This is a genomic window from Nocardiopsis sp. iso_186 (genome assembly GCF_056173365.1).
In genome coordinates this window covers 2,837,996-2,858,949 of record NZ_CM149670.1, presented here as the reverse complement: position 1 = coordinate 2,858,949, position 20,954 = coordinate 2,837,996, and the positions used below count along the sequence as shown (strand labels likewise).

At 70.0% G+C, this 20,954-nt stretch carries 26 protein-coding genes; 17 read left to right on the top strand and 9 right to left on the bottom strand.

Annotated elements, in window-relative coordinates; translation table 11 throughout:
• Positions 1-120: 120 nt before the first annotated feature.
• Together rocD and AC0VYP_RS12620 are read right to left on the bottom strand one after the other, a co-directional pair.
• Positions 121-1,374: an ornithine--oxo-acid transaminase gene (gene rocD, locus AC0VYP_RS12625; protein WP_475469792.1), complete on the bottom strand. Its 1,254-nt coding sequence runs from the start codon at positions 1,372-1,374 to the stop codon at positions 121-123.
• Positions 1,375-1,542: 168 nt separating this feature from the next.
• Positions 1,543-2,004 carry an Lrp/AsnC family transcriptional regulator gene (locus tag AC0VYP_RS12620; protein ID WP_285759881.1) on the bottom strand — a complete coding sequence of 154 codons (462 nt, stop codon included), beginning with the start codon at positions 2,002-2,004 and terminating at the stop codon, positions 1,543-1,545.
• 601 nt (positions 2,005-2,605) lie between these two features.
• On the opposite strand from AC0VYP_RS12620, the gene AC0VYP_RS12615 reads away from it, so the two are divergent.
• The 3 genes from AC0VYP_RS12615 (at position 2,606) to AC0VYP_RS12605 (ending at position 4,932) form a co-directional block, all read left to right on the top strand.
• The gene (locus AC0VYP_RS12615; RefSeq protein ID WP_475469790.1) at positions 2,606-3,625 is read left to right on the top strand and encodes a MerR family transcriptional regulator; all 1,020 of its coding nucleotides are present in this window, start codon (positions 2,606-2,608) and stop codon (positions 3,623-3,625) included.
• Positions 3,626-4,024: 399 nt separating this feature from the next.
• Positions 4,025-4,519 carry a MerR family transcriptional regulator gene (locus AC0VYP_RS12610; protein ID WP_475469788.1) on the top strand — a complete coding sequence of 165 codons (495 nt, stop codon included), beginning with the start codon at positions 4,025-4,027 and terminating at the stop codon, positions 4,517-4,519.
• Between the two features lie 80 nt (positions 4,520-4,599).
• A complete protein-coding gene (locus tag AC0VYP_RS12605) occupies positions 4,600-4,932 on the top strand; it encodes an NIPSNAP family protein (RefSeq protein WP_285759875.1) in 333 nt (110 codons plus the stop codon).
• A 131-nt stretch (positions 4,933-5,063) separates the two neighbouring features.
• On the opposite strand, the gene AC0VYP_RS12600 is transcribed toward AC0VYP_RS12605, so the two are convergent.
• Positions 5,064-5,993 carry a nitroreductase/quinone reductase family protein gene (locus AC0VYP_RS12600; protein WP_475469786.1) on the bottom strand — a complete coding sequence of 310 codons (930 nt, stop codon included), beginning with the start codon at positions 5,991-5,993 and terminating at the stop codon, positions 5,064-5,066.
• 440 nt (positions 5,994-6,433) lie between these two features.
• Here AC0VYP_RS12600 and AC0VYP_RS12595 point away from each other — a divergent pair, with 440 nt between their 5' ends.
• Positions 6,434-7,444 carry a GlxA family transcriptional regulator gene (locus AC0VYP_RS12595; protein ID WP_475469785.1) on the top strand — a complete coding sequence of 337 codons (1,011 nt, stop codon included), beginning with the start codon at positions 6,434-6,436 and terminating at the stop codon, positions 7,442-7,444.
• Positions 7,445-7,469: 25 nt separating this feature from the next.
• Here the strand turns inward: AC0VYP_RS12595 and AC0VYP_RS12590 are convergent, their stop codons facing one another.
• A complete protein-coding gene (locus AC0VYP_RS12590; RefSeq protein WP_285759872.1) occupies positions 7,470-8,351 on the bottom strand; it encodes a MerR family transcriptional regulator in 882 nt (293 codons plus the stop codon).
• A gap of 178 nt (positions 8,352-8,529) precedes the next feature.
• The gene (locus AC0VYP_RS12585; protein ID WP_285759870.1) at positions 8,530-9,075 is read right to left on the bottom strand and encodes an ATP-binding protein; all 546 of its coding nucleotides are present in this window, start codon (positions 9,073-9,075) and stop codon (positions 8,530-8,532) included.
• A 203-nt stretch (positions 9,076-9,278) separates the two neighbouring features.
• Between AC0VYP_RS12585 and AC0VYP_RS12580 the strand changes: the two genes are divergently transcribed.
• The 4 genes from AC0VYP_RS12580 to AC0VYP_RS12565 all read left to right on the top strand — a co-directional run bounded on the left by AC0VYP_RS12580 (position 9,279) and on the right by AC0VYP_RS12565 (position 11,234).
• On the top strand, positions 9,279-10,133 hold the full coding sequence (locus tag AC0VYP_RS12580; RefSeq protein WP_475469783.1) for a helix-turn-helix domain-containing protein: 855 nt from the start codon (positions 9,279-9,281) through the stop codon (positions 10,131-10,133).
• A complete protein-coding gene (locus tag AC0VYP_RS12575) occupies positions 10,133-10,318 on the top strand; it encodes a DUF397 domain-containing protein (RefSeq protein ID WP_475469781.1) in 186 nt (61 codons plus the stop codon). The genes AC0VYP_RS12580 and AC0VYP_RS12575 overlap by 1 nt, the downstream gene beginning before the upstream one ends.
• Positions 10,319-10,364: 46 nt before the next feature.
• The gene (locus AC0VYP_RS12570) at positions 10,365-10,550 is read left to right on the top strand and encodes a DUF397 domain-containing protein (RefSeq protein WP_475469780.1); all 186 of its coding nucleotides are present in this window, start codon (positions 10,365-10,367) and stop codon (positions 10,548-10,550) included.
• Between the two features lie 216 nt (positions 10,551-10,766).
• Positions 10,767-11,234 carry a hypothetical protein gene (locus AC0VYP_RS12565; protein ID WP_475469779.1) on the top strand — a complete coding sequence of 156 codons (468 nt, stop codon included), beginning with the start codon at positions 10,767-10,769 and terminating at the stop codon, positions 11,232-11,234.
• A 163-nt stretch (positions 11,235-11,397) separates the two neighbouring features.
• Here AC0VYP_RS12565 and AC0VYP_RS12560 read toward each other — a convergent pair whose 3' ends face one another.
• A complete protein-coding gene (locus tag AC0VYP_RS12560) occupies positions 11,398-11,946 on the bottom strand; it encodes a DUF1062 domain-containing protein (RefSeq protein ID WP_475469778.1) in 549 nt (182 codons plus the stop codon).
• Between the two features lie 360 nt (positions 11,947-12,306).
• On the opposite strand from AC0VYP_RS12560, the gene AC0VYP_RS12555 reads away from it, so the two are divergent.
• The 3 genes from AC0VYP_RS12555 (at position 12,307) to AC0VYP_RS12545 (ending at position 13,659) form a co-directional block, all read left to right on the top strand.
• The gene (locus AC0VYP_RS12555) at positions 12,307-12,525 is read left to right on the top strand and encodes a hypothetical protein (RefSeq protein ID WP_475469776.1); all 219 of its coding nucleotides are present in this window, start codon (positions 12,307-12,309) and stop codon (positions 12,523-12,525) included.
• Positions 12,526-12,564: 39 nt separating this feature from the next.
• Positions 12,565-12,804, top strand: a complete 240-nt coding sequence (locus tag AC0VYP_RS12550) for a hypothetical protein (RefSeq protein WP_475469775.1) — start codon at positions 12,565-12,567, stop codon at positions 12,802-12,804.
• Positions 12,805-12,987: 183 nt separating this feature from the next.
• Complete coding sequence (locus AC0VYP_RS12545) at positions 12,988-13,659, top strand: pyridoxine/pyridoxamine 5'-phosphate oxidase (protein ID WP_475469773.1); 672 nt, start codon at positions 12,988-12,990, stop codon at positions 13,657-13,659.
• A gap of 44 nt (positions 13,660-13,703) precedes the next feature.
• Here AC0VYP_RS12545 and AC0VYP_RS12540 read toward each other — a convergent pair whose 3' ends face one another.
• Complete coding sequence (locus tag AC0VYP_RS12540; protein ID WP_475469772.1) at positions 13,704-14,813, bottom strand: NAD(P)/FAD-dependent oxidoreductase; 1,110 nt, start codon at positions 14,811-14,813, stop codon at positions 13,704-13,706.
• A 91-nt stretch (positions 14,814-14,904) separates the two neighbouring features.
• On the opposite strand from AC0VYP_RS12540, the gene AC0VYP_RS12535 reads away from it, so the two are divergent.
• Positions 14,905-15,369, top strand: coding sequence for a hypothetical protein (locus AC0VYP_RS12535; protein ID WP_285759862.1), 465 nt, complete (start codon positions 14,905-14,907; stop codon positions 15,367-15,369).
• On the top strand, positions 15,350-15,874 hold the full coding sequence (locus tag AC0VYP_RS12530; RefSeq protein WP_475469771.1) for a DinB family protein: 525 nt from the start codon (positions 15,350-15,352) through the stop codon (positions 15,872-15,874). The genes AC0VYP_RS12535 and AC0VYP_RS12530 overlap by 20 nt, the downstream gene beginning before the upstream one ends.
• Positions 15,875-16,195: 321 nt before the next feature.
• On the opposite strand, the gene AC0VYP_RS12525 is transcribed toward AC0VYP_RS12530, so the two are convergent.
• Positions 16,196-16,777, bottom strand: a complete 582-nt coding sequence (locus AC0VYP_RS12525; protein WP_475469770.1) for a TetR/AcrR family transcriptional regulator — start codon at positions 16,775-16,777, stop codon at positions 16,196-16,198.
• Between the two features lie 205 nt (positions 16,778-16,982).
• On the opposite strand from AC0VYP_RS12525, the gene AC0VYP_RS12520 reads away from it, so the two are divergent.
• Both AC0VYP_RS12520 and AC0VYP_RS12515 read left to right on the top strand, forming a co-directional pair.
• Positions 16,983-17,357 carry a DoxX family protein gene (locus AC0VYP_RS12520; protein WP_475474242.1) on the top strand — a complete coding sequence of 125 codons (375 nt, stop codon included), beginning with the start codon at positions 16,983-16,985 and terminating at the stop codon, positions 17,355-17,357.
• 163 nt (positions 17,358-17,520) lie between these two features.
• On the top strand, positions 17,521-18,009 hold the full coding sequence (locus tag AC0VYP_RS12515) for a hypothetical protein (protein ID WP_285759858.1): 489 nt from the start codon (positions 17,521-17,523) through the stop codon (positions 18,007-18,009).
• A 221-nt stretch (positions 18,010-18,230) separates the two neighbouring features.
• Here AC0VYP_RS12515 and AC0VYP_RS12510 read toward each other — a convergent pair whose 3' ends face one another.
• Positions 18,231-19,154: an NmrA family NAD(P)-binding protein gene (locus tag AC0VYP_RS12510; protein WP_285759857.1), complete on the bottom strand. Its 924-nt coding sequence runs from the start codon at positions 19,152-19,154 to the stop codon at positions 18,231-18,233.
• 102 nt (positions 19,155-19,256) lie between these two features.
• Between AC0VYP_RS12510 and AC0VYP_RS12505 the strand changes: the two genes are divergently transcribed.
• Together AC0VYP_RS12505 and AC0VYP_RS12500 are read left to right on the top strand one after the other, a co-directional pair.
• Positions 19,257-19,823 carry a TetR/AcrR family transcriptional regulator gene (locus AC0VYP_RS12505; protein WP_285759856.1) on the top strand — a complete coding sequence of 189 codons (567 nt, stop codon included), beginning with the start codon at positions 19,257-19,259 and terminating at the stop codon, positions 19,821-19,823.
• Between the two features lie 348 nt (positions 19,824-20,171).
• Positions 20,172-20,951, top strand: coding sequence for an ABC transporter ATP-binding protein (locus tag AC0VYP_RS12500; RefSeq protein ID WP_475469768.1), 780 nt, complete (start codon positions 20,172-20,174; stop codon positions 20,949-20,951).
• The last annotated feature ends 3 nt before the right edge of the window (positions 20,952-20,954 follow it).

Genomic DNA, 20,954 nt, shown 5'->3' with positions numbered 1-20,954 from the left:
GCTGTCCGTTCGCAGCCGTTGTCAATGGCGCAGCCCCTGGAGCCGGCACGCTCGCTACCGGGCGACCGTGCCGGCCGCAGCCCTCGACGAGTGGTCGCGACCGGCACTTCCCGACCGGTCCTAGTGGGCGTCCCCCACGAGTGCCGAAGCCGTCCGGGCCGCCAGCACACGACCGAGCGCTCCCACCGCCTCGCGGATCTCCTCCTCGGTCACCACCAGGGGCGGGGCGAGCCGGATGGTGGAGCCGTGGGTGTCCTTGACCAGGATGCCCTCGGCCAGGAGGTCCTCGCTGATCTGGCGTCCGGTGGCCAGGTCGGGGTCGATGTCCACGCCTGCCCATAGCCCTCGGCCGCGCACGGCGACGACCCCGTGGCCGAGGAGGGCGGACAGCTCGCTGTGCAGGACCTCGCCCAGGACGCGGGCGCGTTCCTGGAACTCCCCCGTGCGCAGCAGGTTGACCACCGCGTTGCCCACGGCACTGGCCAGCGGGTTGCCGCCGAAGGTGCTGCCGTGCTGGCCGGGCTTGATCACGCCCAGGACGTCGCGGTCGGCCACGACCGCCGAGACCGGGACGACTCCCCCGCCCAAGGCCTTGCCCAGCAGGTACATGTCCGGCACCACACCGCTGTGCTCAGCGGCGAAGGTCGCGCCGGTGCGGCCCAGTCCGGACTGGATCTCGTCCAGGATCAGCAACACGTCGGCGCCCGTGCACAGTTGGCGCAGCTCCGGAAGGTAGGCCGTGGGCGGCACCAGCACGCCCGCTTCGCCCTGGATCGGTTCGACCAGTACGGCCACGGTGGTCTCGTCGATGGCGGCCGCCACAGCGGCGGAGTCGCCGTAGGGCACGGTCACGAAACCGGGGGCGAACGGCCCGAATCCGTCGCGGGCGTCGGGGTCGTCGGAGAAGCCGACGATGGTGGTGGTGCGGCCGTGGAAGTTGCCGCCCGCCACGATGATGGTTGCCCGGCCCTCGGGGACGCCCTTGACCTCGTAACCCCACTTGCGGGCCACCTTGATCCCGGTCTCGACCGCCTCGGCGCCGGTGTTCATCGGCAGCACCATGTCCTTGCCCGCGAGCGCGGCCAGCCCGGCGCAGAACGGCGCGAACCGGTCGTGGTGGAAGGCCCGGCTGGTGAGGGTCACCCGGTCGAGTTGGGCGTGGGCGGCGGCGATCAGTCCGGGGTGGCGGTGTCCGAAGTTCAGCGCGGAGTACCCGGCGAGGAAGTCAAGGTAGGCGCGGCCCTCGACGTCGGTCACCCTTGTCCCCAGCCCGTCGGTGATGACGACCGGCAGCGGGTGGTAGTTGTGCGCGCCGTGCTCTTCGGCCAGTGCGATCTGCTGCTCGCTGTGGGTACGGGGGGCACTCGTCGTCATGGGTCTCCCTCGTGACTGGGGCGCGCGCCCGGGCGGGCGTTCGGCGCAGTGGGACGTCACTTGCACGTTATTGCCCGTGGGCGCGCACCCCAAGAGGAGAAAACTGCTGGTTATCGGTACTTCATTGCGTATGGGTCATGTTTCGCGCAGTGATCCTGCGCAGTAGGGTCAGCGTTCTTCGGCCACTCCGCTGTGGGAGCGCTCCAGGAGGGCGGAGAGCACCATGGTCGTCTTCGTGTAGGAGACGTAGCGCAGTCCGGAGAGACGCTGCAGGATCTGCTCGAACTGGCGTACGTCGCCCGCCCGAACCCGCAACAGCGCGTGCGCCTCTCCCGTGACGGTCGAGGCCGCCACGACCTCGGGGATGCCCTCCAGGTCGGCGGCCAGGGTCTCGGGTTTCGGCTGCCCCTTGCAGTGCAGTTCCACGTAGGCCTCGGTGCCCCAGCCCAGGGCGGAGGGGTCCACGATCGCGGTGAAACCGGTGATCGCGCCGGTCGCGGTCAACCGGTCCACTCTGCGTTTGGTCGCCGAGGCCGACAATCCCACCCGGTCCCCGATGGTCGCGAAACTGGCGCGGCCGTCCTTGGTGAGAATGGCGATGATCTGTTCGTCGAGTGGGTCCAGGCGCATGGGATCAGTGTTTCCCACATGGCGGGGCCGGGGTGGCGAACAACGCCACATGGCCATACCTGGACGCGACCGGTCCCCGGACACGACACGGGAATCGGTCTGCACGGTCGTGGGCGACCACCTCTTCGGTCCGGCCCAGGAGCCCCTGTCACCCCTCGGTGTCGTTCCCGCTCTGCCGGGCTTCGCACGGGACGCACGGGTACTCGGAGGTCAAGGGCCGGATGAGGCCGACCCGGTGTACCGGCCCGTCCACCGGCAGCCCCGTCGCGCGGCAGGTCCGGGACCTGGCGGTAGAGCCGTGACCGCCTCACTGGTCCGCCGGGCCCGAAATCCTTCGCGGGATTGTGCGCCTCCCGGCCGGGCGACGGTGCGCCCATGTGGTGGAGTCAGGCCAATGGCACCGGCTACCGTGCACGGATCGACCGGGCGGGGCCGGTCGTCGAGCACGCGGAGTTCGTCCCCGGGGGCAGGAGCGGACACGTCGTCCTCCGTGCCGACCGCCCCGGTGGTGTCCGGGCGGAACCTGCGGCACGACGATGAGGGCGGGAGCCCGGGAAAAGGACTTGCGTCTCAAGTGGCTTGAGACGCCACAGTGGTTTTCATGAACGACCACGAGCTGTACCCCATCGGGGACGCCGCGCGCCGCAGCGGCCTGAGCGTCAGCGCCGTCCGCTTCTACGCCGACGCCAAGATCATCGAACCCACGGACCTGAACGAGTTCGGCCACCGGCGATACGACATCGACGCCATCGCCCGGCTGGAACTCGTCCGCACCCTGCGCGAGCTGGACACCGACCTGGAGGAGATCCGCCGCCTGCTCGACGGCGGCACGACCCTGCATGACCTGCTCACCACCCACCTGGAGATCGTCGAGAGCCAGGAGCGCGTCCTACGGGCCAGGCGGGCGGTGCTCAGGACCCTGATCAAGCAGGGCGACGCGACCGCGCGGGCCGACCTGATGCACAAGCTCGTCTCGATGACCGACGAGGAACGCGAACGGATCATCGACGACTTCTGGAACGACGTCGGCGCCGGCCTCGACGTCCCCGACGGCTTCGTCGAGCGGTTGCGAACAGTGCGTCCCGTTCTCCCTGCGGAGCCCACGGCCGCCCAGCTGGAGGCGTGGATCGAGCTGGCCGATCTGGTGCAGGACCCGGAGTTTCGCGAGGCGGTGCGCACCTACCTTCACGAGACCTACTCCACCGACGAGGGGAGGAACGTGGCGAGCGCGCCGTTCCAGGACTTCATCCACACGAACGGTGCCGCGCTCAGCGAAGAGGTCCTGGCCGCGTATCACGCGGGGGAATCCCCCCGGTCCCCCCGGGCGCAGGACGCCGTCACCCGTTTCATTGAGGCGTCCGCGGCGTTGTCCGACACTCCCCTGACCCCCGAACTGCGCAACCGGATGGCCGACGGATACCGGCGGCTCCCCGACATCATGCGCCTGATCGCCGAAGAGGACGCTGCTGCCGAGGGCCCGGTCTACGACGACACCCACGGCCGGTACCTGTCCCTGGTGGCAATGGTCAACGGGACCGTTTCCGAGGAGGCCCAGGACCAGGATCAGGCGCTCTACGCCTGGATCGCGGACGCCATGTGCGTACCGGCCCCCGGCGCCTGAGCACCCCCTGGCCGTCCGGGGCCGGACGGCCAGGGCCCCTCCCCGGTGAACACTTCTCCGACCGGGAAGCCGATGGAGTTTCCCGGAGGCCGTGGGCTTCCCCGGGGTTCCGGTGACCTGGGTGCCGTCTGACAAATGATCTTGGGTGGGTTCGCGGAGCCAGAGGATGAGGGGCGCGAGGTGGATGCCGGCCTTGTAGCGGGCGGCGAATTTGTCGAAGCGGGTGGCGATCGTACGGAACTGCTTGAGGCGGTTGAAGCACCGTTCGACCACATTGCGGACCTTGTAGAGCTCGCGGTCGAAGGCCGGTGGCCTGCCGCCGGCGTGTCCGCGCCGCAGCCGGACCCGCCCGACCGCCATACCTGACGGAACCAGCCGATAGAGGGCTAAAGTTCCCCCATGCGTTCCAACGCTTCGAATGCCCCATCCAGTGATGGCGCTGTGGCGTCTCCAACGGCCCTCTGGCCGTGCGGGGGCAGATCGGCGCACAGTCTCGGATCGACCTCCGAGTCAGGTCCCGGGTGGAACTCCGATTCGGACCCCGTGTCGCTGTCGATCAGTGAACTGGCTCACCGGTGTCAAGTGAGCACGCGGTCACTGCGGTACTACGAGGAGCAAGGCCTCCTGCTCCCGTCGCGCAACGCCGTGGGGCACCGCAGGTACCAGGCCAAAGACGCCGACTGTGTCGGGCTTATCCAGCGTCTGTACGGCGCGGGCCTGCCGAGCGACCTGATCCGTACGGTGGTGCGGGAGTGGAAACTCCCCGACTCCGCGCCCCGGGTCGAGGCTCTGCTGCGTACGCGGCACGCCGAACTCTCCCGTGAAGTGGAGGAACTGCATTCCAAGCTGACAGGCCTGGAAGCCGTACTGAACGCGGTGACCGGCAACAAGTGACTTGCCCTTCACACCAGTGTGAACGTCTACCTTCCTGGTGAAGGCCTCGACGGCCCTCCCCCCCCAGGAAAGGCAGACAGATGAGCAGCTACATGCTGGCGCAGCTCCAGCTCAAGTACGGTTTCGCGAATCTGGCGCGCTACGAAGCCGCCATGGTGACCATCCGGGAACTCTTCGAAGCGCAGGGCATCTCGCTGGTTGCGGGCACGGTGACGCAGGTCGGACCGCTGTACGAGGCGTTCAACCTGTGGGAGATCGAGGACCAGGGCCACCTGGAGCGCGCCCTCAACGCCATGACACTCGGCGATCCTCGCGCCTTGGAGGCGATGGGTGAGCTGGATGCCACGGTGGAACACGAACAGACGCGTTTTCTCGGCTCGCTCGCGTTCGCGGGGAGCGCGAACAGCGCGTGAGCCTTCGGGCCGGTCAGCTCTCAGCAGTGCTGACAAGCGCGGATTCCCCACGGGAGCGGGCCCAAGGGCTGCGGGTCCACCTAGGCGGCATCTGCCGCAGAAGGTGCCGACCACCGCCTCCGGTCCCGCACCTAGGCGGAGGCGCCTTCGGAGCGGTCGGGATCCGGCGGTGCCGGCGGCCACGGGACGTCGGCCAGGACCGGGATGAGTGACTCCTCCTCGTAGTCGAGGTGCGCGGTGAGCTCGCGCGACATCCGGTCCAGCCCGGTGCGAAACCGTTCGGGATCGGCGGTGGTGATGTCGGCGAGCAGGACGAGCAGTTCGTTCTGGACGCGCTCGACCGTGCGGTGTTCGGCACGGAGCCGGTCGAGGGAGCCCTTCAGGTGGGGGTGGTACCCCGCGAGCGAGGGGAACAGGTGCGCGTCCTCGCTGGTGTGGTGGAATTTCAGGGACTCGCAGAACGCCAGGCAGTGCTGCCGGATCTGTAGGCCCAGCCCCGGAACGGGAGACTCCCCCTTGTGCTCGGCGCGCGCGGCGAAGTGCGCGTCGGCCTCGGCGCGCACGTGCCGCAGCTGGGCGCGCAACCAGGTGTGGACCTCCATGAGCTTGTCGGCGAGGTTGGTGATCGTCGCGGGGCCCTCCCCTGCCGCCGGCCCTGAGCGCTCCAGGGCCACCACCGGCAGGGCCCGGGTGGTCCGGGCCTGGTAGTCGGCGTATCCGGGGGCGGTGTCCACCACGCGTGCGAACAGCCGGTCGCGCCGCGCCCCCTCGGTCGGGACGGCGACCGCGTCGAACGTCTCGGTACCGATCTCCACCCGCACCATGGGGTGGGCGAGCAGGTTGTGGTACCAGGCGGGGTGCCGGTGGGCGCCTCCTGCGGAGCCCACGACCAGCAGGAGGCCGTCGTCGCGGACGTAACCGAGCGGGACGGTGTGCTCCCGGCCGGACGTGGCGCCGGTGGTGGTCAGCAGAAGAAGGTCGCCTCCCTCGAAGGGGCCGCCGACCCGGCCCGCGTTGGCGCGGAACTCGTCGATGATCTGTTGGTTGAACGATTCGGGCATACGACTGGGTCTCCGGAAAGAATCAGGGGCGCCGCGACGGGCGCGGGGGCGATGACGGTGGTGTGCGCGGCGTAAGCACACGCGGGCCCTGTCCGGAGAGGGACGCCTCGGACACCCGACACCGCGAACGGGTGCCGGGGTTCGGCGGCGGTCGGGGCGGGATGGCCTGGCATGTCCCGGCATCGCACGGCAGTGGTCGGGAACTGCCGTGGGACAGGGGGCGACGCGCACTGACGGCTTGCGTCAGGAGTGGAATGAGCTCATGGCGTCGTCCCTTGGTGAATGGTGTCCGCTCGACTGCCGGCCGGCCTCCTGCTTTCTGGCGGGCGTCGCGCTACACGCGGACCATTAGAGCCAGCCGGCCGCCGCCTGTCAACACGGCGACCGTGGCCAGGACAGCGGGCCATGGCCCGATTCATGCGATGTGCAATGATCGGGCCATGAGCGTTTTCGTGCACGCCGACCGGCATCCGGTCGCCGTCCTCGCGCGCAACGGGGCCATGCCCATGGAGCTGGGCATCGTGCACCAGCTCCTGGGCCAGGCCCGATCGACCGAAGGCGCGCCGCTCTACGAGGTGGTGACGTGTACTCCCGTCCCCGGGGAGGTGCGCACCAACGCCGACTTCTCCATTCGCGTCGCCCACGGACCCGAGGCCCTCGCCCAGGCGCGGACCGTGATCGTCGTGGCCTCCCACGATCCCGACGCCACCGAGGCCGACGGCGTCCTCGACACCGTCCTGGCCGCGGCGCTCGCCCGGATCAGCCCGGGGGCCAGGATCGCCTCGATCTGCACCGGTGCCTTCGTCCTCGCCGCAGCGGGGCTGCTCGACGGCCGCCGCGCCACCACGCACTGGGAGTCCAGCGACCGTTTCCGGAAACTGTTCCCCGGGATCGCCCTCGACCCCGACGTCCTCTACGTCAACGAGGGCGACGTGCTCACCTCGGCCGGTGAGGCGTCCGGTATCGACCTGTGCCTGCACATCATCCGTTCCGACCACGGCGCGGCCGTCGCCAACGACGTCGCGCGCGCAACAGTCGTCCCGCCGCACCGCGACGGCGGCCAGGCCCAATTCATCCGCCGTCCCGTCCCCGAGCCGCGCTCCTCCTCCACCGGCCGGGCGCGCGCCTGGGCGCTGGAGAACCTGGACCGCCAACTGAGCCTGCGCGCACTCGCCGCCCGCGAATCCATGAGCGTGCGGACCTTCACCAGGAACTTCCGCCAGGAGACCGGGCTCTCCCCGGTGCGGTGGCTGACACTGCGACGCGTCGAACGCGCCCGGGAGCTGCTGGAGAGCACCGACCTGTCGGTGGAGCGCATCGCCGCCGACACCGGTTTCGGCAGCCCGGTCTCGCTGCGCCAGCACCTGCACGCCGCGCTCGGCGTCTCCCCCAGCGCCTACCGGGCCACGTTCCGGGGGACCCCGCCCGAGGGGAGCCGAACCGGGACTTGAGCGGCCGCGCGGCCTCCTTCGCAGGTCACGCGGTTTCCTCCGCCGAGTCGAGTCCCTCCAGGGAGTCGAGGCGGAGCAGGCAGGCGCGGGATTCCACCCCGTCCTCGGACAGCATGGTACGCACCCGGGCGGTATCGGCGACGTAGCCCTTCTCCAGGTAGCCCTCCTCCAGTGAGTGGGTGGTCAACCAGGAGAGCGCGGTGGCGTGTTTGGCCATGGTCTCCTTCCCCGGTATGAAAACCACCAGTTCGTCCCTGCCCTCGAAGGTCTGCACCTCCATGTCGGGTGGCAGGTCGGCGAGCACGTCGGACGGCGCCTCGACGGGCACCTTCACCAGCCAGTGCGGTCCCTCCAGCGTCATGGAGCGCTCCCTCTGCTCCGGGGTCTCGACGGCGTTGCCGCGCCACGGCGTCCCGGCCACGGTGGCCCCGCGGGCCTCCAGCGCGGCGGTCACCTCTCCCACGGTGGAGGCGACCGCCGCGCCGACCGCGTCCCAGTCGTAGTGATCGCCCGCGGTGTGCGGTGTCGGGGGCACCACCTTCGACACCACGGTCATATCCGGGGTGTGCGACCGCCGGACCTGCGGCCAGGTGTGGACGAACGCGTGCGCCTCCCGCAGCGCCTCGTCCTCCGCCTCGCGTCGGCGGTGAAGCGCCTCGGTGTGCTCCTCAAGCAGGGCGGGGACGGTGTCGGGGGCGTCCAGGGCCTGCCGGACCTGCTTGACGCTCAACCCCGCCCCCCGCAGGACCATGACCAGCATGGCGGTCTCGACCTGCTCGAACGTGTAGGAGCGGTAGCCGGTCCGCTCGTCCACCTCGGCCGGGACCAGCAGGCCCTCGGAGTGGTAGAAGCGCAACGTCTGGGTGGGGAGTGCGCACATCTCGCTGAAATCGCTGATCGACAACATGCGTCCAGCTTCGGGGGTGCAGTAACTGGAAGGTCAAGCGAGCCGCGCCCGTTGAACTGGTCCCCGTCGGCTTCTCCGGCGGGGACCGGTGCCGTGCGCGGTGCCTTCGGGCTGAGCGCTCCGGTGCTCCTGTGTCCGATGCGGCGGAACGCCGGATCGGACGACCTGGTGCGATCGGTCAGCGGGTGTGGTCGAGGCGGAACCACACGGAGCGGAAGGCGGTGCGCCCGCTGTCGCCCCACCTGCTTGAGAGGGCGTCCACCAGGGCGAGGCCGCGACCGCGCTCGGCCATGGGGTCCGGGGCCACGGCTGCCAGGGGGCGGTGGCCGAACCAGTCGCGCGGGCCCGGGTCCCCGTCGTCGTAGCAGGTGAGCAGGGTGTGTGTCCGTGTGCGCTCGACCAGTAGACGGTAGGTGTTCTCCGGTCCCCCGGAGCGGGTGTGGTCGATGGCGTTCTTGGCGAGTTCGAGGCCGAGGAGGGCGAACACGGAACGGTGGTCCGCGCCGTGCTCGGCCACGCAGGTGTCGAGGAAGGCGCGGACCAACGGGGTGAAGGCGTGGTCGCCGGGGAACAGGAAGGCGCGTTTGGTGAACGCGCCGGTGAACCGGCCGCAGAAGTAGTGCGCGAGACGGTCGGGCACGAACGCGGTCATCGGGACGGTGACGGCGGGCATCGCCGCGAGGGGTGACGGGGCTTCGGGCGTGGTGGTCGCGGTGGCGGGCATGGCGGAACTCCTTGGGACGAAACGGGAGAACGGGCAGCGGCGACCGGGACGGGACCCCGATTCGGGGGACGGAAGGGCGGCCGGATGCGTAACCTCAGCTCACGGGGTGGGCTTCAGGTTCTGGATACATCTAGATTAAACTCGGAATCCTGCGAGTCAAGCAGAAATCTCAGATTCCCATAATTTGTGAATGAGGTTTTCTCATGGACGACCAAAGCCCCAACATCCGACGCCGACGACTGGGGCGTGTGCTGCGTGGTCTACGTGAAAAAGCTGAGATGACGCTGGACGCCGCCGCGAAGTCAGCCGGTGTGCCCCGGGCGACGCTGGGGAGAATCGAGACCGCCGATGCCAGACGGCTACGGCACACCGACCTCGATTCCTTGGCCGACCTGTACGAAGTGGACACGGCAACGCGCGAGGCGATGCACGAACTCGCCAACCAGTCCAAGGAGCGCGGCTGGTGGTCCAAGTACAAGGACGTCTTCGGTGACAACGCCCTTCCCGACTGGGAGGCCGAGACGTCCATGATCCGTACCTTCGAGGGGCTGACGATTCCCGGTCTGCTCCAGACCCCCGCTTACGCCTCGGCCGTCTTCTGCGCTGGTCGTGCAATTTCCGAGAAGGACGTCACCCGCCGGGTCGAGGCGAGGATGGCGCGCCGGGCCATCCTCAACCGGGTCAACCCGCCTCACCTGAGCGCCGTCATCGACGAGTCCGCGCTACGCCGACTCATCGGTGGCACCGACGTCATGCGGGAGCAGCTGACCTACCTGACACAAATGGCGCTGCGGCACAACATCGACATCCAGGTGTTGCCTTACTCCGCTGGCGCCCATTTGGCTCTTGCCGGACCGTTCAGCATCCTCGATTTTCCTGAACAACGAGACTCCCCCATCGTTTACGTGGGCACTGCCGAAGACGATCTGTTCTTGGAACAAGCGGACGAAATCGCTCGGTATAACGTGGCCTTCGGCAATGTTCAGGGCGTGGCACTATCCACCGCGCTGTCCGCCGAGTTCATCGCCACCGTGCTACGTGATCTGGAAGGCCAGTGATGACCCGAACCTCGGAATTCCGCAAGAGCAGCTACAGCGCCCAAAACCAAAACTGTGTGGAGGTCGCTGATCTCGACCGTGCTGCGGCGTTGCGCGATTCCCAGCACCCCGGGTGCGGTCACCTCGTCTTCCCCGTCACCGAGTGGAGTGCCTTCCTCACCACCGCACGGGACCGCTGGCTCTGAGCCGGCTCCCCCCACACTCCTTGCCACCTGATCTGGAAGGCCAGTGATGACCCGGACTCCGGAGTTTCGTAAGAGCAGCTACAGCGCCCAGGACCAGGACTGTGTGGAGGTCGCTGATCTCGACCGTGCTGCGGCGTTGCGCGATTCCCAGCACCCTGAGTGCGGCCATCTCGCCTTCCCCGTCACCGAGTGGAGCGCCTTCCTCACCACCGCACGGAATCACCGGCTCTGAGCCGGCTCCCGTGCTCCGGGTGCAGGACCTCTACGGTGACCGCATCGCCGCACGGCCCGGCGTCCAGCGCCTCGGTTCCACTCCACCCTCGTGACGAGGAGCGTGTTCGAGGACCGGACGCTGCCGCAGTGCTCCCCGCCCCGCCGTACGAGGATGCAGGCGCAGGTCTGTTGACCTGGATGCCGTGGTCGTGCGGAGTCCGGGCACAATCGGGGGATGCTCAAGCGTCTGCACGCCCTGGCCGTCCTGGAGATGGTCAACATCCCCCTGTTCGCCGTGGTGCTGTTCGGGGGCACGGGCATGCCCGCCTCGCCGGCCAACCTGGTCGGCTTCGCCCTGTTCGCGCTGCTGCTGGCCCAGGGCGGCGCCTACTGGTGGCTCAAGTCCCGTCAGGTCCGCGTCCATGCCCGGCGTCCCGGGGGAATGCGGGTCTTCCGCGTCCTGAAGCGGGTGAACGTCCTACTGCTCCTCGCCGGTGGAGCGGTCGTCCTGTGGGGTCTGGCAGTGGGTCCCCGCTGGTCCCAGGCGTGGCCGGGGTTCGGCCTCTGGGCGTTCGCGGTCCTTGAACACGTGAACTACTTCCACGTCCAGCTCTCCCATCAGACCCGCGCCGACCTCGCCCGACTGCGGCGCACCAGACGGCTGCACCGGTCCCACCTGTCCCGCGACATGGGCCGGGCCTGATGGAGCGCAAAACGCCGGGGAAGCGCGATCGGGGGAGGGGCCGGAGAGCGCGGCGCGGACCTCTGCTGCGACGTGCTCCCTACGCTCCGGGTCCACGGAACGCGGTACTTCCGTGGACCCGGAGCGCCGAACCTCAAACCAAGGCTCGGTTCACTGGGACCGCTCACACAAGGACGAAGGAGAAGTCGCTCATCGTCCTGCGCTTGAGCGGGACGTCGATCGTGACCCGGAGCGGAACCTGGCTGCGGCTGATGCCCAGCCCATGGGCGATGAGTGCTTCGGGGCGCACCGGCACGGGGTGCTCGAAGGTCACCACGACCTCCAGGGGGCGGGTGTGCTCGACGACGCAGGGCGCGTGGAGTTCCCAGCACCCGTCCCAGTCGAGCGAGAAGCGGTGGCGTCGGGCGAGCACCGGGGCGAGCAGGATGTCCGCGACCAGGTCGGCGGAGTTGTTCGTGTAACCGGCCAGGAGCCGGGCGGGCAGCGAACGGACCGGGACACGGTGATGGACGGTGAGCCTGCTGGTGCGGCCACAACCCGCACAGTTGACCAGGAGCCACACGTCCAGGAGTTTGCCGTTGGCGTTGACGCGGAACCTGCCGTCACCGGTGGTGGCCCGATCGGACGGGCAGGCGACGCACCGCAGGGCGAGCAGGGGCAGGCACGTGCGGCGCACTGCCCAGGGCAGCACGATATGAGGATGCGAAGACATGAACTCTCTCAAGAACCGACGAAGAGCACGGGGAACAGAGCCGACGGCGACATCGGCGACCAATGCGTGGGAAAGCCGGGTCTAAAGAGCGGGGGGCGTCATGTGCGCGCGGTTCCTCTCATCGGGGACCGGCCCAACCTAAATGAGCGTCTTCTCCGCACGCCACTGGTTTATGGCGCGGGCGAGACAGAACACGGACCCGAGGCCGGGTCCTCGCTCGTGGATGAAGGCTGCTGCTCGTGGCCCTGGTACTCGTGTCGGTCGGCCGCGGACCAAACTTGTGAGCCGAACCAGCTCTGGCCGGTGCCGGATACGCGAATATGCCGGTCCGGTCCCCCGTTTCCGGACACACTCCTACTCATGACCACCTCACGTCGCCTTCGCGCCCCGGCCGTGATCCTCGCTCTGGTCCTCGCCGCGTGCCATGGGCAGGGGGAGCCCTCCGGCCCTGAGCCCTCCCCCGCAGCCGACGTCTCGACGTCCCCCTCAACCACCGGCCTGTCGGAGGAGGCCCTGGAGCAACAGGAGATCGACACCGTCTCGGCGTGCACAAACGCGCGAATGGCCGTGAAGGCGTAGGACACGGCCGCCGGAACACTGGAGGCGGCGAAACCCGGTGTGGACGTTGACGACCTCGTCGAGTCGTTGAGAGCGGTCGGAACCCTCTACACCATGGCAACTGAGGACAGCCTCGCAACGGCGAGTCCGGAGGCCAGGGCGGCGGTGGCCGACCAGGTCTCGCCCCAGGGCGTGGTGCTGGTGCTGCACGAGTGGTGCCTGAACGCCGAGAGCATCGACGAAGAGGGCAAGCCGATCGACCCTCCCCCCGGCTACGAACCCCCCTCTGAGCCGGAGTGAGCCCACTCCCACTCAGAAGGGCCGCGCCCCATTCGCTCCGATGGAGTGAACAGGCCGCGCCCGGCATCGGGGGATGCCCGTCACACCGCAGGATCGACAGTCCGTGCCCGGTAGCGTGGAGCCTGCCTTTCCAGGAACGACACCGCCCCGTGGTGGTCGACAGCAAGAAGGACGGCACCTGCGATGTCCCACCCCACTTCGTCGGGAACGGTGCGTGCGCTGCTGCGCACGATCAGGATGTTCGACACCGAGCTCCCCGGTTTCCCTACGGAGCAGACCCCCGACGAGCCGGGCGCCCTCTTCGTGTCATGGCTGGAGCAGGCCATCGCGGCGGGAGTCCCCGAGCCGCACGTCATGAACCTGGCCACGGTCAACACGGCCGGACGGCCCTCGTCACGGTTCCTGATCCTCAAGGACGTCAACGGCAACAGCTGGCACTTCGCGACCAGTTCCGGCAGCCCCAAGGGAAAGGAGCTCGCGGCCGTCCCCGACGCGGCGCTCGGCTTCTATTGGCCGCGCCAGGCGCGTCAGGTCCGAGTGCGTGGAACCGTCGCGCCCGCGAGCCCCGAGCACAGTGCCGCGGACTTCCTCGCGCGCTCCCCCGAGGCGCGGGTGGAGGTGCTCATCGGCGGCCAGAGCGAACCACTGCGTTCCGCCGAGGAACTGGCCGTAGCCGAGCGCGCGGCCCGGGCCGCGTTTCGGGCCGACTCCGAAACGGTGGCCGATGACTGGACGCTGTACGTGTTGCGCGCGCAAACCGTGGAGTTCTGGCAGGGCGACCGTTCCCGCAGGCACACCCGGCTCCGCTACACCCACGACGGCGGTGGCTGGACCCGCGTCCTCCTCGGCCCCTGAGCGCCGCGCCGGGCGCCGTCTCCTCCGGAAAGGCGACGACCCGGTCACCGGTCCGGTCGGAACGGCTCCAGGTCCAGGCCAGGGTCCTCGCCCAAGGCAAGGGACGCGGCCACCGCTCCCTGGTAGGGCCCCAGGGTCAGGCCGTCGCCGCCCAGACCGGTGGCCACCACCAGACCGGGCAGCCCTTCGACCCCGCCGAGCAGTTGAGCACCGTCCGCCCCCACGGGGCGCAGGCCCACCCTGGCCTCCACCGGGGACGCGTCGGTCAGTCCGGGTGCCAGCGCCAACGCGTCGGCGAGCAGCCGGTGGGTGGCGCCGGCGGTCGTCCGGGCGTCGAACCCCGCCCCAGGATCATGGGTGGAGCCGACGACGACCCGGTCCGGGCCGACGGGCACCAGGTACCGGGTGTCACCGGCGCGCACCACCGGCCAACGCCCGGCGCCGGCCTCGGCCAGTCGCAGGTGCAGCACCTGGCCGCGCACCGGCCGCACACCGAGTTCGATCCCCAGCGGACGCAGCGCCTGCGCCGACCAGGCACCTGCGGCGAGCACCACGGCATCGGCGGCCAGGTCGTCGGCGCCCACCCGGACACCGGTCACCCGGGTCCCGTCGGTGAGCAGTCGGGCCTCTCCCCCGCGTCGGCGCAGCGCGCGTTCCTCGGCAGCGGTCAGCAGGGCCGCGCAGGCAGCCGCGCCGTTGACCCGGGCCATGCCCGGCACCCACACCCCCGCGAGGTCGGCCCGCACGAGCGGGAACCGGCGCGCGGGCTCCCCCACGTCCAGGAGATCGACCTTCCCCATGGCGTGGAAGCCGGCTTGCGCCGCCATGGCCGTCACCGCCGCGGACTCCGCGCGCAGGGAGTCGAGGTCGGCCCCGACGGACAGGCCGCCGACGACTGCGTACCCGGTGGGGCCGCAGTCGTCGGCGGCGAGGTCGGCCATCAGCCGGGGGTAGTGTGCGGCGGCGCCCAGCCGGAACGCGCGCTCGGCCGGAGCCGTGCCCGGGAAGGGCCAGGGGAACACGACCCCCGCCCCCGCCTGGGTCGCGGCTCCGCGTGCCCCCCGGTCCACCAGCGTGGTGCGGACACCGCGCCTGGTCAGCTCATAGGCCGCACCGGCCCCGACGATTCCCCCACCGACCACAATCACGTGCATGGGACCAGTGTGGGGTGCGGTACGGCCCGGTCGGGGGGTTTCGGACCGCGCGGCCCCGGCGATGTCGCCCCTGGGGCCTATCGTCTGGACCATGACGACAACAGCCGGGCCGCTCCCCACGGCGTCCCTGGTTACCAAAGGCGCCTGGGCCCTCGTCGAGGACCACCTCTTAGCTGTCTGGGACGGTTCCGATGCGGCTCTGGACACCGCCCTGCGCGCGTTGGGCTATGTCCCGTGGACCGGCGCCGGGCGCTCCACCGACGCCGGGGCCGCCGGAATCCGGGCGTTCAGCAGCGACACCGGCCGTGTCCCCCCGTTCCTGCTCATGATGGAGGACGGGCGCGGCGGCCACCTCTTCTCCGTGTACGCCTCGACGGCATCCGACGCCGAGGAGATGCTGGCCGGGTGGGAGCGGACCTCCGGGATGACCATTGCCTTCTCCGTGCCCGGGGAGGAGCCGCCGAGCTGCCCCACGTGCGGGCGAACCCCCGGAAAACCGCTTTCGGCGCGGCCCGCCGGTGTGGCAGGGTCGGCGGATGTCTGTTTCCCGTCGTGACCTGTTGCGGTGGCAGTTCGAGTTGAACTGGTCGCTGTTCGCATTCCATCTGGACCGGCTGGAGCCGCAGGACTTCCTGTGGGAGCCCGCGCCGCACTTCTGGACGGTGCGCCAGGGGCCTGAGGGCGGGTGGGTGCCGGACTGGGACGAGACCGAACCCGACCCGATCCCGGTCCCCACGATCGGCTGGATCAGTTGGCACATCGGCTGGTGGTGGAGCGTGACCATCGACCACGCGCAGGGACGCACCCCGCGCGAGCGGGTCGAGATCGCCTGGCCCGGTCCCGGGGAGCCGGCCGTCGAGTGGTTGCGCGACCTGCGCGCGGAGTGGCTGAGGGTCCTGGACCGGCTCACCGACGCGGATCTGGACGCCGCCGCGCCGTTCCCGTGGCAGGACGATTCCGACATGACCGTCGCCCACATGCTCGCCTGGGTCAACGCCGAGCTGATGAAGAACGCCGCCGAGATCGGCCAGCTCCGCCTGCTGCGCGCGGCAGGCGCGTAGGGGGCGGATCGCCGCAGGATTTGACGGTGGTCCCCCACGTGCTCACCGGCCGATGCCGGGGACTTCCACGGCGCGGGGCCTGTCGGCCTCGTCGGTCGGGATCGTGGGGGCCGCCCCTCAAGACCGGTGCCGAAGGTGGGGGCGGCATGGGCGAGCCGGCCCCGGTTCGATCACCACCGTCTTCGCACCCCGGGCGAACAGGGCCCGGCCGCCGTGGGTGCGGATCAGCGCACCCGCCGCTTTCGCCTCCCCGGCGGCGTCATGTGGTACTCCGCCGGCGCCGACCGGGCCGGCCAGGGCGTGTGTGCAGCGCCGAAACCGTCACCGAGTGGTCCCGTGACGCCCTGAAGAGGCGAGAACCCGGTCAACGAGGTCTTCCACGAACGCTTTGGTGGAGGGTTTCACCTGGAACGCGCTTCTGGAGAGCACGCCGCCGACCAGGAGCGCGAGGGACGGTTCGACGTCCTCCGAGGGCAGGTGGGTACGCAGCACCGACTCCAGTGACCGGGTCCCCGCCTCGTAGAGCTGCCGACGCAACCCGTCCACCTCCGGGTCGCTCCCGCTGCGCTCCAACAGTCCGCCCAGTACACGGTCGAGGTGGCCGCTCTCAAGGTCTTCGGCGAAATCGACCAGCCCGTGGACCAGATCCGCACGCAGATCCCCAGTGGGTGCGGGGTGGTCGGTCTCGTCGCAGATCTTGCCGACGGACGCCCGCATCAGATCCAGACGCGTCGGCCAATGCGCGTAGACGGTCGCCTTGGAGTACCCCGCCCTGCGCGCCACCTCGGCGTGGGTGACGGCGGCCCATCCTTCGGTTGCGAAGATCCGCACGGCTGCGTTGACCACGTCTCTGCGCGTCCGCAGGACTCTGGGGTCCTCGGCGGCCGGTTTCCTCGCTCCCATAGCCACCGATCCTATCCACGGGTTCTCTCCACTCGGCAAACTTCTGAACGAGTTGTACATTATCGTTCAACTCGTCTACTTTCTTTGTCCAGTGGCCAATAGGTGTGGTCACCGATTCCGGTCTCCGACAACACGCGAAACGAGAGACATCATGACGACCAAGGGTTGACTCGACCGCAGATCGCCTGCCTTCAGGTGGCTCGACATCACCCTCTGGGGCATCCAGTGGATACTGGCGTCGGTGTTCGTCGGCGGAGGTGCCTGGAAACTGATCACGCCCGTGGCGCAGCTCGCCGAGGTCTTCCCGTGGGTCGGGGAGACTCCCCTGGCCTTGCTCTACGTCACGTCCGGGCTCGATATCCTCGGTGGCCTCGGCGTTCTCCTGCCCGCCCTCACCCGCGTGAAGCCGCAGTTGACGGCGCTGGCCGCTCTCGGATGCTCGGCACTCCAGGTCTGCGCCATCGCCTTCCATCTCTTTAGAGGCGAGACGGACGTGGCCTTCAACGTGGTGCTCGCCCTGCTCTCCGCCTTCGTCGTCTGGGGCCGTCGAGCCGGGGCTCCCGTGATGCCCCGTACGTGAGACTCGGCCCTGGGGGCGACCCGGGACCGGAACGGGGGGTTTCCCGCGCGGCGCGGTAACGCTTGACCGGGCCGCCTCCTGGACGGCGTCCCGCGCCTCCCCCGTGAGGCGAGTCAGCCGGTTCACCCCACACCGCTGCCTCGATAAGGCGATGCTGGGAGTCATGAGTGAACACGCGATACGCGGGGTGTGGCTTCGGGTAGCGGGCGGTGGAGAGGATCCGGTGCGCGGGCTGCTGGTGCGCCCCCGCCAGGTCGCCGGCCTGTGGGCCGCCTACCGTCCCAGCACCGGATGGGGCCTGGAGGTACTGGTGCCCGCTGCCGCCGAGCGCGGGCTGCTGGTGACGGTGGCCGGGCACACCGACTTCCCCGCCTGGCTGGCTTCGGCACCCGAGCGGGTATTGGCCGCTCTGGCCGGTCCCGGCTCCTCAGGGGTGCTGACGGTGGACGCGGCCGGGGGCTACCTGGCCCTGGACTGGCATCCCGTCCACTCCCCCGAGTCCGCTACCGGTGGTGATCCGGGTGTGCTCAACGGCCCGCACGCCGTCGTCACCACGACGGCCAACCGGGTCTCCCGTCCACCCCGCAACGCCGCGACCGGACCCGAGTGGGAAGGACCGACCGCAACCGCCCGCGTGGTCATCGGCGGCTGAGAACGAGGCCCGGCTTCTCGCCCCGCCCACGGGGCGAGAAGGACGGCCACGGCGCGATCCACCCGCCGCGTTCATCATCGGCCTCGGCCGACCGCGGCCCGAACGGCGCCGGGGCCGGCGCGGGCTGTCGATCGGGTGAGCGGCGTCCTCCGTGCGACAGCACCGCACGCGCCGCGACGAACCCGGGCCGCAGCGCTCGCCCCTCTCCGCCCAGGGGCGGGTCAGGCCACGGTCGGCATGTGTTCCCGCGCCCATGCCGTGAAGCCGGTGAGCGGGATGCCGAGGTCCCGCGCGTGCTCCGGACGGCCCGGCTGGCCCGCCACGTTCAGCCACTCGTGCCCGATCCCCATCGCCGGCATTCCGGCCGCGAGGGCCTCCTCCTCGGTCATGTCCGGCGCGGACAGCGGGGTGCCCAGGGCCTGGGAGAGGACTTCGGCGATCTCCGTCATCGACAGGTAGTCGCTCGCCAGCTCCAGTTCGATCCCGTCGAATCGCTCCGGTGCGGCGATGGCCGCGGCAGCGGCCTTGCCGATGTCCTCGACCGCGACCAGGGACAGGCGGGTCCCGGGCTTCAGGACGCTCACCAGGCCGCCCTCGACGCCACGCGGAAACATGAACGCCATGGAGGGCAGGAAGTTCACCATGAAGAAGCCCGGCTTGAGCAGTGTCCAGTGCGGGAAGCCGGCCGTACGGAGCCGGTCCTGGATCGCGCTCTTGGCTTTCATGGTGGGCTCCATCGAAGCCCAGCGGCCTTCGGCCCAGCCGGGGGTCTCGGTGTGCTGCCCCGCGCCGCTGACGGACGTGTGCACGAACTGTCGCACCCCGGCCGCCTTCGCGCCTTCGATGAGGTTGATCCCCTGGGCCACCTCCCCCTCGAAGTCGAAGCCCTCCTCGGTGATCTCGGGCATCTGCACGGAGAAGACGGCGCGGGCGCCCTCGGCGGCCCGGACCACGGAACCGCGGTCGTGGAGATCGCCGGTGACCAGTTCGGCACCGAGCGCCTCGACGGCTCTCGCCCGGTCGGTGGAGGGATCGCGCACCAGGGCGCGGACGGGAACGCCGGCCGCGAGCAGGGTGCGGGCGGTGGCCCCGCCCTGCCGGCCGGTTGCGCCGGTGACCAGGACGGGTGCGGAGTCTGCGGACATGGTGCTCCTCGAATGCTTCGGACAGTAAACGGCGGGGCCCGCCGTTTACTTTGCGGTACGATACGGCGGGCCCCGCCACTTAGCAAGCCTGGAGATGACGCCATGCCCGACCGCCAGCGTGCGGACGCCCGGCGCAACTACGCGCGGATCCTCGCCGTGGCCGAGGAGGAGGTCGCCGCGCAGGGCGCCGGCGCCTCCCTGGAACAGATCGCCCGCATCGCCGGGGTCGGCTCGGCGACCGTGCGCCGACACTTCCCCACCCGTCGCGCGCTGTTGGAGGCCGTCTCCCATCAGCGGATCGAGGCCCTGTGCGTCCGCGCCCGCGAACTGACCGGCACAGGCGACAGCCGGGCCGTGCTGCTGGAATGGCTGGGCGACGTCGTCGCCTACTGCGTCTCCGCCCGCGGGCTGGCGGCCGCCCTGGTCTACGACGGGGCCGTGCCCGACCCGCTGCACGAGAACACCTGCGCCGCGATGATGGAAGAGGCAGGGGCCCCTCTGCTGCGCGCCGCCGTGCAGGACGGCGCTGTGACGGCGGGAATCACCGTCCCCGACCTGATCACGCTGGTCGTCGGCATCGTCCTCGCAACGGAACACCGACCGGATCCCGCAGTGGAGGCGGATCGGTTGTTCCGGCTGGCCGTGGCGGGGCTGAGCCCGCGGAGCTGACCCCGGGCACGCGGCCGACAGCGCCGGGAGGCCGCAGGCCAGGGCCCCGGGGACATTGGCGCGGAGTATCGCCAGTCTCCCGTTCTTGCGGCGGGTTCCCGCGCAGCTCAGAGTCGGAGCGGCCCTCTACAGGCCCCGCCGCTCCTCGGCCCCCGACTTTCGTCGGGGGCGCACCGACGAAAGCGTCGTGGACCCGGCCCCGCATCGTCCATAAGCACACGAAGGGGTCGTCCATAAGGGGGATGTCCGGCCAGGGGGCCCGAACCTAGCGTGAGAAGCACGCCGGAAGGCTCGGGACGCCCCGGCCGCCGGCACCGCAATCACCCCGACACCTTGGAGCAGTTCGTCATGGGCACGTCCGCCGTGAACCACCCCTTCGCACAGTCCGACCCCGCGGTTACCGCTCCACCCGTGGTCGTGGCCCGCGGACTGACCAAGACCTATGACACCGGAGCCAGCCAAATCCACGCCCTGGACGGCGTCAACATCGAATTCCACCGTGGTGCCTTCACCGCCATCATGGGCCCCTCGGGCTCGGGGAAATCCACCCTCATGCACTGCCTTGCCGGACTCGACACCTCCACGTCCGGCACCGTCCACCTCGGTCGCACCCAGATCACCGGTATGCGCGACGCCGAACTCACCCGCCTGCGCCGCGACCGGATCGGCTTCATCTTCCAGTCCTTCAACCTCTTGCCCATGCTCACCGCCCGACAGAACATCCTCCTGCCCTCCCAGATCGCCAAACGCACCGTCAACCGGGCACGCCTCGACCACATCGTCAACGTCGTGGGCCTGAGCGAGCGCCTGGACCACCTGCCCGCCAAACTCTCCGGCGGCCAGCAGCAACGCGTTGCCGTGGCCCGCGCCCTGCTCAACGCCCCCGAGGTCGTCTACGCCGACGAGCCCACCGGCAACCTCGACTCGCGCTCGGGCGCCGAGATCCTCGCCTTCCTGCAGAACTCCACCCGCGAACTGCACCAGACCATCGTCATGGTCACCCACGACCCCGTCGCCGCCTCCTACGCCGACCGCGTCGTCTTCCTGCGCGACGGCCGCCTGGTCAACGAGGTCACCGACCCCACCGCCGAACTCGTCTCGGCCCGCCTGCTCAATCTGGAGGTCTGAGCC

Bases quoted from the DNA above. Each gene is read 5' to 3' on its own strand.
- AC0VYP_RS12555 (WP_475469776.1), top strand. From the start codon at position 12,307: ATGACCACCTCACGTCGCCTTCGCGCCCCGGCCGTGATCCTCGCTCTG.
- AC0VYP_RS12580 (WP_475469783.1), top strand. From the start codon at position 9,279: ATGGACGACCAAAGCCCCAACATCCGACGCCGACGACTGGGGCGTGTG.
- AC0VYP_RS12540 (WP_475469772.1), bottom strand. From the start codon at position 14,813: ATGCACGTGATTGTGGTCGGTGGGGGAATCGTCGGGGCCGGTGCGGCC.
- AC0VYP_RS12620 (WP_285759881.1), bottom strand. From the start codon at position 2,004: ATGCGCCTGGACCCACTCGACGAACAGATCATCGCCATTCTCACCAAG.
- AC0VYP_RS12610 (WP_475469788.1), top strand. From the start codon at position 4,025: ATGCGTTCCAACGCTTCGAATGCCCCATCCAGTGATGGCGCTGTGGCG.
- AC0VYP_RS12530 (WP_475469771.1), top strand. From the start codon at position 15,350: ATGTCTGTTTCCCGTCGTGACCTGTTGCGGTGGCAGTTCGAGTTGAAC.
- AC0VYP_RS12510 (WP_285759857.1), bottom strand. From the start codon at position 19,154: ATGTCCGCAGACTCCGCACCCGTCCTGGTCACCGGCGCAACCGGCCGG.
- AC0VYP_RS12615 (WP_475469790.1), top strand. From the start codon at position 2,606: ATGAACGACCACGAGCTGTACCCCATCGGGGACGCCGCGCGCCGCAGC.
- AC0VYP_RS12525 (WP_475469770.1), bottom strand. From the start codon at position 16,777: ATGGGAGCGAGGAAACCGGCCGCCGAGGACCCCAGAGTCCTGCGGACG.
- AC0VYP_RS12575 (WP_475469781.1), top strand. From the start codon at position 10,133: ATGACCCGAACCTCGGAATTCCGCAAGAGCAGCTACAGCGCCCAAAAC.
- AC0VYP_RS12515 (WP_285759858.1), top strand. From the start codon at position 17,521: ATGAGTGAACACGCGATACGCGGGGTGTGGCTTCGGGTAGCGGGCGGT.
- AC0VYP_RS12500 (WP_475469768.1), top strand. From the start codon at position 20,172: ATGGGCACGTCCGCCGTGAACCACCCCTTCGCACAGTCCGACCCCGCG.
- AC0VYP_RS12535 (WP_285759862.1), top strand. From the start codon at position 14,905: ATGACGACAACAGCCGGGCCGCTCCCCACGGCGTCCCTGGTTACCAAA.
- AC0VYP_RS12590 (WP_285759872.1), bottom strand. From the start codon at position 8,351: ATGTTGTCGATCAGCGATTTCAGCGAGATGTGCGCACTCCCCACCCAG.
- AC0VYP_RS12600 (WP_475469786.1), bottom strand. From the start codon at position 5,993: ATGCCCGAATCGTTCAACCAACAGATCATCGACGAGTTCCGCGCCAAC.
- AC0VYP_RS12605 (WP_285759875.1), top strand. From the start codon at position 4,600: ATGAGCAGCTACATGCTGGCGCAGCTCCAGCTCAAGTACGGTTTCGCG.
- rocD (WP_475469792.1), bottom strand. From the start codon at position 1,374: ATGACGACGAGTGCCCCCCGTACCCACAGCGAGCAGCAGATCGCACTG.
- AC0VYP_RS12565 (WP_475469779.1), top strand. From the start codon at position 10,767: ATGCTCAAGCGTCTGCACGCCCTGGCCGTCCTGGAGATGGTCAACATC.
- AC0VYP_RS12570 (WP_475469780.1), top strand. From the start codon at position 10,365: ATGACCCGGACTCCGGAGTTTCGTAAGAGCAGCTACAGCGCCCAGGAC.
- AC0VYP_RS12595 (WP_475469785.1), top strand. From the start codon at position 6,434: ATGAGCGTTTTCGTGCACGCCGACCGGCATCCGGTCGCCGTCCTCGCG.
- AC0VYP_RS12585 (WP_285759870.1), bottom strand. From the start codon at position 9,075: ATGCCCGCCACCGCGACCACCACGCCCGAAGCCCCGTCACCCCTCGCG.
- AC0VYP_RS12545 (WP_475469773.1), top strand. From the start codon at position 12,988: ATGTCCCACCCCACTTCGTCGGGAACGGTGCGTGCGCTGCTGCGCACG.
- AC0VYP_RS12505 (WP_285759856.1), top strand. From the start codon at position 19,257: ATGCCCGACCGCCAGCGTGCGGACGCCCGGCGCAACTACGCGCGGATC.
- AC0VYP_RS12560 (WP_475469778.1), bottom strand. From the start codon at position 11,946: ATGTCTTCGCATCCTCATATCGTGCTGCCCTGGGCAGTGCGCCGCACG.